The 16,056-nt window shown below is 56.8% G+C and carries 12 protein-coding genes and 1 tRNA gene; all 13 read left to right on the forward strand.

What is annotated here, in order from left to right:
- Positions 1-734: EF-Tu C-terminal domain-related protein (locus tag RT21_RS22335; RefSeq protein ID WP_046164413.1), on the forward strand; the 734-nt coding region annotated here is incomplete at its 5' end.
- Positions 735-786: 52 nt separating this feature from the next.
- Positions 787-862 (forward strand) — tRNA-Trp (locus RT21_RS22340).
- A 42-nt stretch (positions 863-904) separates the two neighbouring features.
- Positions 905-1,273 (forward strand): preprotein translocase subunit SecE, encoded by a 369-nt coding sequence (gene secE / locus RT21_RS22345; RefSeq protein WP_046164414.1) that lies wholly within the window; start codon positions 905-907, stop codon positions 1,271-1,273.
- A gap of 9 nt (positions 1,274-1,282) precedes the next feature.
- Positions 1,283-1,816, forward strand: coding sequence for a transcription termination/antitermination protein NusG (nusG, locus tag RT21_RS22350; RefSeq protein WP_019342058.1), 534 nt, complete (start codon positions 1,283-1,285; stop codon positions 1,814-1,816).
- Positions 1,817-1,927: 111 nt separating this feature from the next.
- Entirely contained in the window at positions 1,928-2,359 is a 432-nt protein-coding gene (gene rplK, locus RT21_RS22355; protein ID WP_045430611.1) for a 50S ribosomal protein L11, read from the forward strand.
- Positions 2,359-3,054, forward strand: coding sequence for a 50S ribosomal protein L1 (rplA, locus tag RT21_RS22360; protein WP_045430609.1), 696 nt, complete (start codon positions 2,359-2,361; stop codon positions 3,052-3,054). Before rplK ends, rplA begins: the two co-directional genes overlap by 1 nt.
- 210 nt (positions 3,055-3,264) lie before the next feature.
- Positions 3,265-3,765, forward strand: a complete 501-nt coding sequence (rplJ, locus tag RT21_RS22365) for a 50S ribosomal protein L10 (protein WP_045430607.1) — start codon at positions 3,265-3,267, stop codon at positions 3,763-3,765.
- Positions 3,766-3,838: 73 nt separating this feature from the next.
- Positions 3,839-4,207, forward strand: a complete 369-nt coding sequence (gene rplL / locus RT21_RS22370) for a 50S ribosomal protein L7/L12 (RefSeq protein WP_025240339.1) — start codon at positions 3,839-3,841, stop codon at positions 4,205-4,207.
- A gap of 220 nt (positions 4,208-4,427) precedes the next feature.
- Positions 4,428-8,498, forward strand: a complete 4,071-nt coding sequence (gene rpoB / locus RT21_RS22375) for a DNA-directed RNA polymerase subunit beta (RefSeq protein ID WP_046164415.1) — start codon at positions 4,428-4,430, stop codon at positions 8,496-8,498.
- Between the two features lie 65 nt (positions 8,499-8,563).
- Positions 8,564-12,763: a DNA-directed RNA polymerase subunit beta' gene (gene rpoC / locus RT21_RS22380; protein ID WP_046164416.1), complete on the forward strand. Its 4,200-nt coding sequence runs from the start codon at positions 8,564-8,566 to the stop codon at positions 12,761-12,763.
- Between the two features lie 141 nt (positions 12,764-12,904).
- On the forward strand, positions 12,905-13,276 hold the full coding sequence (gene rpsL / locus RT21_RS22385) for a 30S ribosomal protein S12 (RefSeq protein WP_003291416.1): 372 nt from the start codon (positions 12,905-12,907) through the stop codon (positions 13,274-13,276).
- A gap of 97 nt (positions 13,277-13,373) precedes the next feature.
- Entirely contained in the window at positions 13,374-13,844 is a 471-nt protein-coding gene (rpsG, locus tag RT21_RS22390) for a 30S ribosomal protein S7 (protein ID WP_045430600.1), read from the forward strand.
- Between the two features lie 30 nt (positions 13,845-13,874).
- Complete coding sequence (gene fusA / locus RT21_RS22395; RefSeq protein ID WP_045430597.1) at positions 13,875-15,977, forward strand: elongation factor G; 2,103 nt, start codon at positions 13,875-13,877, stop codon at positions 15,975-15,977.
- Positions 15,978-16,056: the final 79 nt, after the last annotated feature.

Genomic DNA, 16,056 nt, shown 5'->3' on the forward strand with positions numbered 1-16,056 from the left:
TGCGTGACCTGCTGTCGACTTACGACTTCCCGGGCGACGACACTCCGATCATCATCGGCTCTGCGCTGATGGCCCTGAACGGCCAGGACGACAACGAGATGGGCGTGTCGGCCGTGCGTAAGCTGGTCGAGACTCTGGACAGCTACATCCCAGAGCCTGAGCGCGCCATCGACAAGCCGTTCCTGATGCCTATCGAGGACGTGTTCTCGATCTCCGGTCGCGGTACCGTTGTGACTGGTCGTGTCGAGCGCGGCATCGTCAGGATTCAGGAGGAGATCGAGATCGTTGGTATTCGTGCCACGACCAAGACTACCTGTACCGGTGTGGAGATGTTCCGCAAGCTGCTCGACGAAGGTCGTGCCGGTGAGAACGTTGGTGTTCTGCTGCGCGGCACCAAGCGTGATGACGTCGAGCGTGGTCAAGTTTTGGCCAAGCCGGGCACCATCAAGCCGCACACCAAGTTCGAAGGCGAAGTGTACGTTCTGAGCAAGGAAGAAGGCGGTCGTCACACGCCGTTCTTCAAAGGCTACCGTCCGCAGTTCTACTTCCGTACCACTGACGTGACTGGTAACTGCGAACTGCCGGAAGGCGTCGAGATGGTAATGCCGGGCGACAACATCAAGATGATTGTCACCCTGATCGCCCCGATCGCCATGGAAGACGGTCTGCGCTTCGCGATTCGCGAAGGTGGTCGTACCGTTGGTGCCGGCGTGGTTGCCAAGATCATCGAATAATCGATTGATCTGATTCATTCGGGCCGGCATAATAGTCGGCCTGACTCTTGTTAGGCCAGTAGCTCAATTGGCAGAGCGGCGGTCTCCAAAACCGCAGGTTGGGGGTTCGATTCCCTCCTGGCCTGCCAAATTCAATATCGAATTTGGCAATATTTACAGGGTTCTAGCAGATGAATGTCAAAGCAGAAGCCAAAGACTCGCGCTTCGATCTGGTGAAGTGGGTTGTTGTGGCTGCTTTGGTTGTTGTGGCTGTGGTGGGTAATCAGTATTACTCCGCCGAGCCTATTCTGTACAGGGTTCTTGCACTGCTCGTATTTGCTGTGGTTGCAGCGTTTGTTGCGCTACAGACGTCTAAAGGTCGTTCCTTTTTCGTTCTTCTGAAAGAGGCGCGCGTCGAGATTCGTAAAGTCGTTTGGCCGACCCGTCAAGAGACTACTCAGACCACGCTTATTGTCGTCGCGGTCGTGTTGGTTATGGCGCTGCTGTTGTGGGGTCTCGATTCTCTGCTCGGTTGGCTGGTTTCCATGATTGTAGGTTAAGGGTGTCCCGTGGCTAAGCGTTGGTATGTCGTTCATGCTTACTCGGGTTACGAGAAGCATGTCATGCGTTCATTGATTGAGCGCATCAAGCTTGCCGGCATGGAAGATCATTTCGGCGAGATTCTAGTTCCCACTGAAGAAGTGGTTGAGATGCGTAACGGGCAGAAGCGCAAAAGTGAGCGCAAATTTTTCCCGGGTTACGTTCTTGTTCAGATGGATATGGCTGAAGGCGCTTGGCACCTGGTTAAGGATACGCCGCGCGTGATGGGTTTCATTGGTGGTACCGCTGACAAGCCTGCGCCGATCACGGATAAAGAGGCTGAAGCCATTCTGCGCCGCGTTGCTGACGGTAGTGATAAGCCTAAGCCCAAAACATTGTTCGAGCCGGGTGAGGTTGTGCGCGTGGCTGACGGCCCGTTTGCTGATTTCAATGGCGTGGTTGAAGAAGTTAATTACGAAAAGAGTCGCATCCAGGTCGCGGTATTGATTTTTGGTCGATCAACGCCGGTAGAGTTGGAGTTCAGTCAGGTCGAAAAGGTCTAGCTGAAAAAGCATCCCACACCCCGCAGCTGATGGCTGCGGGGTTTTGTCGTCACTGGGATATTCAAGTGAACAGGGGAGCCGCAAGGCGCTAATACCCAGAACGGAGTACTTATGGCTAAGAAGATTCAAGCTTATATCAAGCTTCAGGTAAAGGCCGGCCAGGCCAACCCGTCGCCGCCAGTCGGCCCGGCGCTGGGGCAGCATGGTGTCAACATCATGGAATTCTGCAAGGCGTTCAACGCTCGTACGCAGGGTCAGGAACCAGGTCTGCCAACGCCGGTAATCATCACCGTCTATAGCGACCGCAGTTTCACCTTCGAGACCAAAAGTACGCCTGCTGCCGTTCTGTTGAAGAAAGCCGCTGGCATTGCTAGTGGTTCTGCTCGTCCTAACACCCAGAAGGTCGGCACTGTTACCCGTGCGCAGCTGGAAGAGATCGCCAAGACGAAGAATGCTGATCTTACCGCTGCTGATCTCGATGCGGCCGTGCGCACTATCGCCGGCTCCGCTCGCAGCATGGGCCTGAACGTGGAGGGTGTGTAATGGCTAAGTTGACCAAGCGTCAGAAGGCTTTCGCTGAAAAAATCGAAGCTGGCAAGCAGTATTCGTTCGAAGATGCCGCGACGCTGCTGGCTCAGCTGTCGGCAGTGAAGTTCACTGAGTCCTTCGATATCGCTATTAACCTTGGCGTTGATCCGCGTAAATCCGATCAAGTTGTGCGTGGCGCTACTGTTCTGCCGAACGGTACAGGTAAAAGCGTTCGGGTGGCGGTGTTCACTCAGGGTCCAGCAGCCGAGGCGGCGCTTGCTGCAGGTGCGGATCGCGTCGGCATGGACGATTTGGCTGCTGAGATGAAGGGTGGGGATCTGAGCTACGACGTCGTTATTGCTTCTCCGGATGCAATGCGTGTTGTTGGTCAGCTGGGCCAGATTCTTGGTCCGCGCGGTCTGATGCCTAACCCGAAGGTCGGTACTGTGACGCCTGACGTTGCGACTGCCGTCAAGAACGCCAAGGCCGGTCAGGTGCGCTTCCGTACCGACAAGAACGGTATCATTCATACTTCAGTCGGCAAGGTTGGTTTCGAGGCTGGTCAGCTGAAGCAGAACGTCGAAGCGCTGCTGTCGGACCTCAAGCGTTTGAAGCCGTCCACTTCCAAAGGCATCTACGTCAAGCGCGTCACCCTGAGCACCACCATGGGTCCTGGCTTGGTCATCGATCAGGCATCGCTCGAAGCGTAAAGCATTCAGCGCCCTGCTTGGCAGGGCGCGACACATTGGGGTCCCTGCCTGGCGGGGGCTATCCAAGACCGTAGGCGACGTGAGTCTTAAACCGTAGAAGCTTAGCTTTTCCAGGCCTACGCAGAGGTGCTCCCGATTCGTACCGAATCAGACACCAAAACCCGTCCGGTTTCGACTGGACGAACCGGTAACATCCAGGAGTAAAAACCCGTGGCAATCAAACTCGAAGACAAGAAAGCCATCGTCGCTGAAGTCAACGAGGCTGCCAAAGCTGCCCTGTCCGCTGTCGTGGCTGATGCCCGTGGCGTGACCGTGGGAGCCATGACCGGACTCCGTAAAGAGGCCCGCGAAGCTGGCGTATACGTGCGTGTAGTACGTAACACCCTGCTGCGCCGCGCTGTTGAAGGCACTCAGTATGATGTGCTCAACGACGTGTTCAAAGGCCCGACCCTTATCGCTTTCTCCAACGAGCATCCGGGCGCTGCCGCTCGTATCTTCAAGGAGTTTGCCAAGGGTCAGGACAAGTTCGAGATCAAGGCTGCCGCATTTGAAGGTCAGTTCATTGCAGCCAACCAGATCGACGCTTTGGCAACCCTGCCGACCTATGACGAGGCAATTTCGCAGCTGATGAGCGTGATCCAAGGCGCTACCAGCAAGCTGGCTCGTACATTGGCGGCCGTTCGCGACCAGAAAGAAGCAGCCGCGGCCTAACGCGCGCAAAGCTTTTTTCGATTTTTTGAATTAGATGGCCAAAGGCCGTCATCATATACAGGAATTTAGAGTCATGGCTCTGACCAACGAAGACATCATCAACGCCGTTTCCGAAATGTCCGTGATGCAGGTTGTTGAACTGATCAAGGCAATGGAAGAGAAGTTCGGTGTTACTGCTGCAGCCGCCACTGTCGCTGCTGCTGGCCCGGCTGCTGCCGCGGCTGAAGAGCAAACCGAGTTCAACGTTATGCTTCTTGAAGCTGGCGAAAAGAAAGTAAACGTGATCAAGGCGGTACGCGAACTGACAGGTCTGGGTCTGAAAGAAGCCAAGGCAGTCGTTGACGGCGCCCCTGGTATTGTCAAGGAAGGCGTGTCCAAGGACGAAGCCGAAGCTGCCAAGAAATCCTTGGAAGAAGCTGGCGCTAAAGTCGAGCTCAAGTAAGCGCGACCTTGCGTCTACAGCCGAAGCGACTCGCGTAAGGCTGATGGCTGGTGGCTTTTGCCACCGGCCTTTTTCCGTTATAGCTGCCTGTTGAACATCTGGCAGCTATTACGGAAACAACCGCTCCGGTGGGCGGTGCGAATCACAGGATTCGCAAGATTTTCTGGCTGCTCCCGTCGGGAGAAGCCAAACAAGCAGGTGACCAAGCTGGGGAACGCTGATGGCTTACTCATACACTGAGAAAAAACGAATCCGCAAGGACTTTAGCAAGTTACCGCACGTGATGGACGTGCCGTATCTTTTGGCCATCCAGCTGGATTCGTACCGCGAATTCCTGCAGGCGGGAGCGACCAAAGATCAATTCCGCGATATTGGCTTGCATGCAGCCTTCAAATCCGTTTTTCCGATAATCAGCTATTCCGGCAATGCGGCGCTGGAGTATGTCGGCTATCGCTTGGGCGACCCGGCTTTTGACGTCAAGGAATGCGTGTTGCGCGGCGTGACCTTCGCCGTGCCGTTGCGGGTAAAAGTCCGTCTGATCATCTTTGATAAGGAATCGTCGAGCAAGGCGATCAAGGACATCAAGGAGCAAGAAGTCTACATGGGGGAAATTCCCCTGATGACTGAGAACGGTACCTTCATCATCAACGGTACCGAGCGCGTTATCGTGTCTCAGCTGCATCGCTCGCCAGGCGTTTTCTTCGATCATGATCGGGGCAAGACCCACAGCTCGGGCAAGCTGCTGTATTCCGCGCGGATCATCCCGTACCGTGGTTCATGGCTGGACTTCGAGTTCGATCCGAAGGACGCTGTGTTTGTGCGTATCGACCGGCGCCGCAAGCTGCCGGCTTCTGTGCTTCTGCGTGCGTTGAATTACGGCACCGAAGAAATCCTTGATGCGTTCTACGATACCAACGTATTTCACGTTAAGGGTGAGGCGCTGAGCCTTGAGCTAGTGCCTCAGCGTCTGCGTGGCGAGATCGCTTCGTTCGACATCAATGACGAGAATGGCAAGGTAATTGTCGAGCAGGGCCGTCGCATCACTGCACGTCATATCAACCAGCTCGACAAGTCAGGCATCAAGTCGCTCGACATGCCTATGGACTATGTCTTGGGTCGTACCACGGCCAAGGCAATCGTGCATCCGGCGACCGGCGAAATCATCGCTGAGTGCAATACCGAGCTGACTGTCGAGGTGCTGGCCAAGCTGGTCAAAGCGCAGGTCGTTCGTTTCGAGACGCTCTACACCAACGACATCGACTGCGGTCCCTTCATCTCCGACACGCTGAAAATCGACTCGACAACCAACCAGCTCGAAGCGCTGGTGGAAATCTATCGCATGATGCGTCCTGGCGAGCCGCCAACAAAGGATGCGGCGGAGACGTTGTTCAATAACCTGTTCTTTGCCTCCGAGCGCTACGATCTGTCGGGTGTCGGTCGGATGAAGTTCAATCGCCGTATCGGCCGGACCGAGATCGAAGGTTCTGGCGTGCTCAGCCGTGAAGACATCGTCGCCGTGCTGAAAACACTGGTCGATATCCGCAACGGCAAAGGTGTGGTGGATGACATCGACCACCTGGGCAACCGTCGCGTTCGCTGCGTTGGCGAAATGGCCGAAAACCAGTTCCGTGTCGGTCTGGTCCGGGTGGAGCGTGCAGTTAAAGAACGTCTCTCGATGGCTGAGAGTGAAGGCCTGATGCCTCAGGATCTGATCAACGCCAAGCCAGTTGCGGCGGCGGTGAAGGAATTCTTCGGCTCCAGCCAGCTGTCGCAGTTCATGGATCAGAACAACCCGCTGTCAGAGATTACGCACAAGCGTCGTGTCTCTGCGCTCGGCCCGGGCGGTCTGACTCGCGAACGTGCAGGCTTTGAAGTGCGCGACGTACACCCGACCCATTACGGCCGAGTGTGCCCGATCGAGACGCCGGAAGGCCCGAACATCGGTTTGATCAACTCGCTGGCGGCCTACGCCCGTACCAACCAGTACGGCTTCTTGGAAAGCCCGTACCGCGTTGTGAAGGAAGGCGAAGTTACCGACGAGATCGTATTCCTCTCGGCAATCGAAGAAGCTGACCACGTCATTGCGCAGGCCAGCGCCAAGCTGGACGGTCGCAAGCTGGTCGACGAGCTGGTTGCTGTTCGTCATCAGAACGAATTCACGGTCAAGGCGCCGGAAGACGTGACCCTGATGGACGTATCGCCAAAACAGGTCGTATCCGTTGCCGCCTCGCTGATTCCATTCCTCGAGCACGACGACGCCAACCGCGCTCTCATGGGCTCGAACATGCAGCGTCAGGCCGTACCGACCCTGCGTTCGGACAAACCGCTGGTTGGCACCGGGATGGAGCGTAACGTTGCGCGCGACTCCGGCGTTTGCGTTGTAGCCCGTCGTGGCGGCGTGATTGACTCGGTCGATGCGAGCCGTGTGGTTGTGCGTGTGCATGATGCGGAAGTTGAAACCGGTGAAGCCGGCGTCGACATCTACAACCTGACCAAGTACACCCGTTCCAACCAGAACACCTGCATCAATCAGCGCCCGCTCGTGAGCAAGGGTGATGTAGTCGAGCGTGGCGACATCATGGCAGACGGTCCGTCCACTGACATGGGTGAGCTGGCGCTCGGGCAGAACATGCGCGTCGCGTTCATGCCTTGGAACGGCTACAACTTCGAAGACTCCATTCTCCTGTCGGAGCGTGTGGTTCAGGAAGATCGTTTCACAACCATTCACATTCAGGAACTGACCTGCGTTTCCCGCGACACCAAGCTCGGCCCAGAAGAGATCACGGCGGACATTCCGAACGTGGGCGAAGCTGCGCTGAACAAGCTGGACGAGGCGGGCATCGTTTACGTCGGTGCTGAAGTAGGCGCCGGCGACATCCTAGTTGGCAAGGTTACGCCGAAAGGCGAAACCCAGCTGACGCCGGAAGAGAAGCTGCTACGTGCGATCTTCGGTGAGAAGGCGTCCGACGTGAAGGACACCTCCCTGCGCGTGCCGACTGGCACCAAGGGTACCGTCATCGACGTACAGGTCTTCATCCGTGATGGTGTCGAGCGTGACTCCCGTGCGCTGGCCATCGAGAAGATGCAGCTGGACGAGATTCGTAAGGATCTGAATGAAGAGTTCCGTATCGTTGAAGGTGCAACTTTTGAACGTCTCCGCTCCGCTCTTGTTGGCGCGACCGCCGAGGGTGGTGCCGGGCTGAAGAAAGGCGCCGTCATCACTGACGAGATGCTCGATGGGCTCGAGCATGGGCAGTGGTTCAAGCTGCGCATGGCCGAAGACGCACTGAACGAGCAGCTGGAAAAGGCCCAGGCCTACATTTCCGACCGCCGCCAGCTGCTCGACGACAAGTTCGAAGACAAGAAGCGCAAGCTGCAGCAGGGTGACGATTTGGCCCCGGGCGTGCTGAAGATCGTCAAGGTCTACCTGGCGATCAAGCGGCGTATCCAGCCGGGCGACAAGATGGCAGGTCGCCACGGTAACAAGGGTGTCGTCTCGGTCATCATGCCGGTCGAAGACATGCCGCATGACGTGCATGGCACGCCGGTCGACATCGTATTGAATCCGCTGGGCGTACCATCTCGTATGAACGTCGGTCAGATTCTCGAAACCCACCTGGGCCTAGCGGCCAAGGGGCTGGGTGAGAAAATCAACCGCATGCTGGAAGAGCAGCGTAAGGTCGCTGAGCTACGTAAGTTCCTCACCGAAATCTATAACGAGATCGGTGGCCGTCAGGAAAACTTGGAAAGCTTCAGCGACCAAGAAATCCTCGATCTGGCGAAGAACCTGCGCGGTGGCGTGCCAATGGCAACGCCGGTGTTCGACGGTGCCAAGGAGCGCGAGATCAAGGCCATGCTTAAGCTGGCAGATCTTCCAGAGAGCGGCCAGATGCAGCTGTTCGATGGCCGTACCGGTAACAAATTCGAGCGCACCACCACGGTTGGCTACATGTATATGCTCAAGCTCAACCACCTGGTCGACGACAAGATGCACGCGCGTTCCACCGGCTCCTACAGCCTGGTTACCCAGCAACCGCTGGGTGGTAAGGCGCAGTTCGGTGGCCAGCGTTTCGGGGAGATGGAGGTCTGGGCACTGGAAGCTTACGGTGCCGCCTACACCCTGCAGGAAATGCTCACGGTCAAGTCGGACGACGTGAACGGGCGGACGAAGATGTACAAGAACATCGTGGACGGCGATCACCGTATGGAGCCCGGCATGCCGGAGTCTTTCAACGTGTTGATCAAAGAAATCCGCTCGCTCGGTATCGACATCGATCTGGAAACCGAATAACCACGCACCGCCTATGCGACGTCCGGCATCAGCCGGCCGTCGCAGGTCCGTGAGGAGGAAAGGCCTTGAAAGACTTGCTGAATCTGTTGAAAAACCAGGGTCAAATCGAAGAGTTCGATGCCATCAAGATTGCATTGGCTTCGCCCGAGATGATCCGTTCCTGGTCCTTTGGTGAAGTCAAGAAGCCAGAGACCATCAACTATCGTACGTTCAAGCCCGAGCGCGACGGTCTGTTCTGCGCCAAGATCTTTGGCCCGGTCAAGGACTATGAGTGCCTGTGCGGTAAGTACAAGCGCCTCAAGCACCGCGGCGTTATCTGTGAGAAGTGCGGCGTTGAAGTTGCGCTGGCCAAGGTGCGCCGTGAGCGTATGGCCCACATTGAGCTGGCTTCGCCCGTTGCACACATCTGGTTCCTGAAGTCGTTGCCGAGCCGTATCGGCTTGCTGCTGGACATGACCCTGCGTGACATCGAGCGCGTGCTTTATTTCGAAAGCTACGTCGTCATCGATCCGGGCATGACCACGCTCGAGAAAGGACAACTGCTCAACGACGAGCAGTATTTCGAAGCGTTGGAAGAGTTCGGCGACGATTTCGATGCCCGCATGGGCGCTGAAGCGGTGCGCGAGCTGCTGCACGAAATCGACCTGGAGCACGAGATCGGTCGCCTGCGCGAAGAGATTCCGCAGACCAACTCGGAAACCAAGATCAAGAAGCTGTCCAAGCGTCTTAAGCTGATGGAAGCCTTCTACGGTTCAGGCAACCTTCCTGAGTGGATGGTGCTGACCGTTCTGCCGGTACTGCCGCCGGATCTGCGTCCATTGGTTCCGCTCGATGGTGGTCGTTTCGCGACTTCGGATCTCAACGATCTGTATCGCCGCGTGATCAACCGTAACAATCGTCTCAAGCGCCTGCTCGATCTGTCCGCACCGGACATCATCGTGCGCAACGAAAAGCGCATGTTGCAGGAAGCGGTCGACGCACTGCTCGACAACGGTCGCCGCGGTCGCGCCATCACTGGCTCGAACAAGCGCCCGCTGAAGTCCCTGGCCGACATGATCAAGGGCAAGCAAGGTCGTTTCCGTCAGAACCTGCTCGGCAAGCGCGTAGACTACTCTGGTCGTTCGGTTATCACCGTTGGCCCGACCCTGCGTCTGCATCAGTGCGGTCTACCAAAGAAGATGGCGCTCGAGCTGTTCAAGCCGTTCATTTTCGGCAAGCTGGAAATGCGCGGCATGGCGACCACCATCAAGGCCGCCAAGAAGATGGTGGAGCGCGAACTGCCTGAAGTTTGGGACGTTCTCGCTGAGGTCATCCGCGAACACCCCGTATTGCTCAACCGCGCACCGACGCTGCACCGTCTGGGTATCCAGGCGTTCGAGCCGGTGTTGATCGAAGGCAAAGCGATTCAGCTGCACCCGCTGGTCTGTGCTGCGTACAACGCTGACTTCGACGGCGACCAGATGGCCGTTCACGTGCCGCTGACACTGGAAGCCCAGCTCGAAGCGCGGGCGCTGATGATGTCGACCAACAACATCCTGTCGCCTGCCAACGGTGAGCCGATCATCGTGCCGTCGCAGGACGTGGTCTTGGGTCTTTATTACATGACCCGGGAAGCGATCAACGCCAAGGGTGAAGGTCGCGTATTTGCTGACCTGCAGGAAGTCGACCGTGTGTTCCGCGGTGGCGAAGCGTCTCTGCACGCCCGCGTCAAAGTGCGGATCAACGAGACCATCAAGGATCGCGACGGCAGCATTACCAAGAACACTCGTATCGTCGACACCACCGTTGGCCGCGCGCTGTTGTTCCAGGTGGTTCCGGCCGGCCTGCCGTTCGACGTGGTCAACCAGCCGATGAAGAAGAAGGCGATCTCCAAACTGATCAACCTGTGCTACCGCACCGTTGGTCTGAAGGATACCGTTATCTTCGCCGACCAGCTGATGTACACCGGTTTCGCATACTCGACCATTTCGGGCGTGTCGATCGGTGTGAACGACTTCGTCATCCCGGATGAGAAGGCGCGCATCATCGACGCCGCTACCGAGGAAGTGAAGGAGATCGAGTCGCAGTACGCCTCTGGCCTGGTGACTCAGGGCGAGAAGTACAACAAGGTGATCGACCTCTGGTCCAAGGCCAACGACGAAGTGTCTAAGGCGATGATGGCCAACCTCTCGAAAGAGAAAGTCATCGACCGCGATGGCAACGAAGCCGAACAGGACTCGTTCAACTCGATGTACATGATGGCTGACTCTGGTGCGCGGGGTTCCGCTGCTCAGATCCGCCAGCTGGCCGGTATGCGTGGTTTGATGGCTAAGCCGGACGGTTCGATCATCGAGACGCCGATCACGGCAAACTTCCGTGAAGGTTTGAACGTACTCCAGTACTTCATCTCCACTCACGGTGCTCGTAAGGGCCTGGCGGATACCGCTCTGAAAACCGCGAACTCCGGTTACCTGACCCGTCGTCTGGTTGACGTGGCGCAGGATCTGGTGGTTACCGAGGTCGACTGCGGTACCGAGCAGGGTCTGTTCATGACTCCGCACATCGAGGGCGGCGACGTGGTCGAGCCGCTGGGCGAGCGCGTGCTGGGCCGTGTTATTGCGCGTGATGTGCTCAAGCCCGGCAGCGAAGAGGTTTTGGTTCCGGCCGGAACATTGGTTGACGAGCAGTGGGTCGACTTCATCGAGCTCAACAGCATTGACGAAGTTGTGGTTCGCTCGCCGATCAGCTGTGAAACGCGCTATGGCATTTGTGCGAAGTGCTACGGTCGCGATCTCGCTCGCGGGCACCAGGTCAACATCGGTGAGGCAGTGGGCGTTATTGCTGCGCAATCGATTGGTGAGCCCGGTACTCAGCTGACGATGCGTACGTTCCACATCGGTGGTGCGGCTAGCCGGACTTCTGCGGTCGACAACGTCATGGTCAAGAATGGCGGCACTATCCGCCTGCATAACCTCAAGCATGTAGAGCGTGCTGACGGCGCGCTGGTTGCGGTGTCCCGTTCCGGTGAGCTGGCGGTTGCCGACGACTTCGGTCGTGAGCGCGAGCGTTACAAGCTGCCTTACGGTGCAGTTATCTCGATTAAGGAAGGCGACAAGGTCGACGCAGGCGCTGTGGTGGCCAAGTGGGATCCGCACACCCACCCGATCGTCACCGAGATGAAGGGTGTCGTGACCTTCGTCGGTATGGAAGAGAACATCACCATCAAGCGCCAGACCGATGAACTCACCGGTCTGACCAACATCGAGGTGATGGATCCGAAGGACCGTCCGGCATCGGGTAAGGACATTCGTCCGGCGATCAAGATGGTCGACTCCAATGGCAAGGAATTGCTGCTGCCGGGTACCGACGTACCGGCTCAGTATTTCCTGCCAGCTAATGCCCTGGTGGGTGTGGCTGACGGTGCCGAGATCAATGTGGGTGACGTTATTGCGCGTATCCCGCAGGAAACCTCGAAGACCCGTGACATCACCGGTGGTCTGCCACGCGTCGCCGATCTCTTCGAGGCACGTCGTCCGAAAGAGCCTTCGATCCTGGCTGAAATCAGCGGCACAATCTCCTTCGGCAAGGAAACCAAGGGCAAGCGTCGCTTGGTGATCACGCCGACCGATGGTACCGATCCGTATGAGGAGCTGATTCCAAAGTGGCGTCACCTCAACGTGTTCGAAGGCGAACAGGTGAACAAGGGTGAGGTTATCTCGGACGGTCCGAGCAACCCGCACGACATCCTGCGTCTGCTGGGCGTGAGTGCGCTGGCCAAGTACATCGTCAATGAGATTCAGGACGTTTATCGTCTGCAGGGCGTGAAGATCAACGACAAGCACATCGAGACGATTCTGCGTCAGATGCTGCGCAAGGTTGAAGTGGCGGAATCCGGCGATTCGAGCTTCATCAAGGGCGACCAGATGGAGCTCACTCACGTTCTTGAGGAGAACGAGCGTCTCTCTGCGGACGACAAGTTCGGGTCGAAGTACATCCGCGTGCTGCTGGGTATCACCAAGGCCTCGCTGTCTACTGAGTCGTTCATTTCGGCAGCGTCCTTCCAGGAGACCACTCGCGTCCTCACCGAGGCCGCAGTGACGGGCAAGCGCGATTATCTGCGTGGTTTGAAAGAAAACGTGGTCGTGGGTCGCCTGATCCCGGCCGGTACCGGGCTTCAGTATCACAGCGAGCGTAAGCGCAAGCGTGAAGCTGAAAAGCCGGTTCGCGTGAGTGCCGATGAAGTCGAAGCGGCGCTGACCGAGGCGCTCAATTCGAGCGGTAACTGATTGGTGGTCTGCCCCGGCGTAAGTCGGGGCGCGCCTTGACGGTGGGCAGGAAGCTCTTTAGACTCTTGTACCCCTAATTTGGCGGGGCTTTGCGCCCTGCCATTTTTCGTTTGTGTCGAAAGACAACAGTGGAGCTAGTAGATGGCAACGATCAACCAGCTGGTACGCCAGCCGCGCAAGCGCGTCGTCGAGAAAAGCGACGTCCCTGCGCTGCAGAACTGCCCGCAACGCCGTGGCGTGTGCACTCGTGTGTACACCACCACGCCAAAGAAACCGAACTCTGCACTGCGTAAGGTATGCCGTGTTCGCCTGACCAATGGTTTTGAAGTCGCCTCCTATATCGGCGGTGAAGGCCACAACCTGCAAGAGCATAGTGTCGTGCTGATCCGTGGCGGTCGTGTAAAAGACCTTCCGGGCGTGCGTTATCACACCGTGCGCGGTTCGCTGGATACCTCGGGTGTCAAGGATCGTAAGCAGGGTCGTTCGAAGTACGGCGCCAAGCGTCCGAAGTAATCGTATTTATATTTATCTGAGTCGATAAGAGTAAGGTCGGGCGTAACTTCATCGTTATAGTCCCGGGCTAACCTGAAGACCGTTTGAGGGCTTATCAATGCCAAGACGTCGTGTAGCAGCCAAGCGCGAGATCCTTGACGATCCGAAATACGGAAGTCTGATCCTCGCCAAGTTCATGAACCACGTGATGGAAAGCGGCAAGAAAGCCGTGGCCGAACGTATCGTTTATGGTGCCTTGGAAAAGGTCAAGGAACGCAAGAACAGCGATCCCCTGGAAATCTTCGAAAAAGCACTCGACGCCATCGCTCCGCTGGTCGAAGTGAAGTCCCGCCGCGTAGGTGGTGCGACTTACCAGGTTCCGGTCGAAGTTCGTCCGTCCCGTCGTAACGCGCTGGCCATGCGCTGGCTGGTAGATGCTGCGCGGAAGCGTGGTGAGAAATCCATGGCCCTGCGTTTGGCGGGTGAGCTGTCGGATGCATTTGAAGGTAAAGGCGCTGCTGTGAAGAAGCGTGAGGACGTGCACCGTATGGCTGAAGCCAACAAGGCCTTCTCGCACTACCGCTTCTAATTTTCAGCGTCATCAACTTGCGAGGGCTTTATGGCTCGTACTACCCCGATTAACCGCTACCGTAACATTGGTATCGTTGCTCACGTGGATGCTGGTAAAACCACTACCACCGAGCGCGTCCTCTTTTACACCGGCGTAAACCATAAAATGGGCGAGGTGCACGACGGCGCCGCGACCATGGATTGGATGGTGCAGGAGCAGGAGCGTGGTATTACCATTACCTCCGCTGCCACCACCGCTTTCTGGGCTGGTTCCGAGAAGCAGTTCGATAGGCATCGTTTCAATATCATCGATACTCCCGGTCACGTTGACTTCACCATTGAAGTGGAGCGCTCGCTGCGCGTACTCGATGGTGCGGTCGTAGTGTTCTGCGGTACTTCGGGTGTTGAGCCGCAATCGGAAACCGTATGGCGTCAGGCCAACAAATACGGTGTCCCGCGTCTGGTCTATGTCAACAAGATGGACCGCGCTGGTGCCAACTTCCTGCGTGTGGTTGCGCAGATCAAGCAGCGTCTGGGGCACACGCCTGTGCCTATCCAGCTTGCTATTGGTGCTGAAGATAACTTCCAGGGCCAGATTGATCTGGTCAAGATGAAAGCCATCTACTGGAACGATGACGACAAGGGCATGACCTTCCGCGAGGAAGAGATCCCTGCTGAGCTTCAGGATCTGGCTGAAGAGTGGCGCAGCAACATGGTCGAGGCGGCAGCCGAGGCAACCGAAGAGCTGATGAACAAGTACCTCGAAGGTGAAGAGCTCACTATTGAGGAGATCAAGTCGGCTCTACGTCAGCGCACTATCGCTGGTGAGATCGTGTTGGCGGTTTGTGGTTCTTCCTTCAAGAACAAGGGCGTGCCCCTGGTTCTCGATGCTGTTATCGATTATCTGCCAGCGCCAGCCGATATTCCGGCGATCAAGGGCACCGATATCGACGATGAAACCATCGAGATGGAGCGCCATGCAGATGATAGCGAGCCGTTTTCTGCGCTTGCGTTCAAGATTGCGACGGATCCCTTTGTCGGTACGCTGACCTTTGCTCGTGTCTATTCCGGTGTCCTGAATTCCGGTGACGGCGTTCTGAACTCGGTGAAGGGCAAGAAAGAGCGTGTCGGTCGTATGGTGCAAATGCATGCGAACAGCCGTGAAGAAATCAAGGAGGTTCGTGCAGGCGACATCGCTGCCCTGATCGGTATGAAGGACGTCACGACTGGTGACACGCTTTGTGCTCTGGACAAGCCGATCATTCTGGTTCGTATGGATTTCCCGGAGCCGGTGATTTCGGTTGCGGTTGAGCCTAAGACCAAGGATGACCAGGAAAAGATGGGTATCGCGCTGGGCAAACTTGCTCAGGAAGACCCTTCATTCCGCGTCAAGACCGACGAAGAGACTGGTCAGACCATCATCTCGGGTATGGGTGAGTTGCACCTCGATATTCTCGTCGACCGTATGCGTCGCGAGTTCAATGTCGAAGCCAACATCGGTAAGCCTCAGGTGTCTTATCGTGAGAAAATCACGAAGTCCTGTGAGATCGAGGGCAAGTTCGTTCGCCAGTCCGGCGGTCGCGGTCAGTTCGGTCATTGCTGGGTGCGTTTTGCGCCTGCAGATGAGGGGCAAGAAGGTCTGCAGTTCGTTAACGAGGTGGTTGGTGGCGTGATTCCGAAGGAATACATCCCGGCCATTCAGAAAGGCATCGAAGAGCAGATGAAGAACGGCGTTGTCGCCGGCTATCCGCTGATCGGCCTGAAGGCGACAGTGTTCGATGGTTCCTACCATGACGTCGACTCCAACGAGATGGCGTTCAAGGTTGCGGCTTCCATGGCGACCAAGCAGCTGTCCCAGAAGGGTGGCGCTGTAGTGCTTGAGCCGATCATGAAAGTCGAGGTGGTAACGCCTGAGGACTACATGGGTGACGTGATGGGTGACCTGAACCGTCGTCGCGGTTTGATCCAGGGTATGGAAGACACGGTCTCCGGTAAGGTTATTCGTGCCGAGGTTCCGCTGGGTGAGATGTTCGGTTATGCAACCGACGTCCGCTCCATGTCTCAGGGTCGCGCCAGCTACTCCATGGAATTCTCAAAATACTCCGAGGCTCCGTCGAACATCGTCGAAGCTATCGTTAAAAAACAAGGTTGATTCAGCCCTTTAAGTAAGAGGTTTACTGTCGTGGCTAAAGAAAAATTTGAACGTAACAAACCGCACCTGAACGTCGGTA

This window comes from Pseudomonas sp. 10B238 (genome assembly GCF_000970615.1).
Lineage (GTDB): Bacteria > Pseudomonadota > Gammaproteobacteria > Pseudomonadales > Pseudomonadaceae > Stutzerimonas.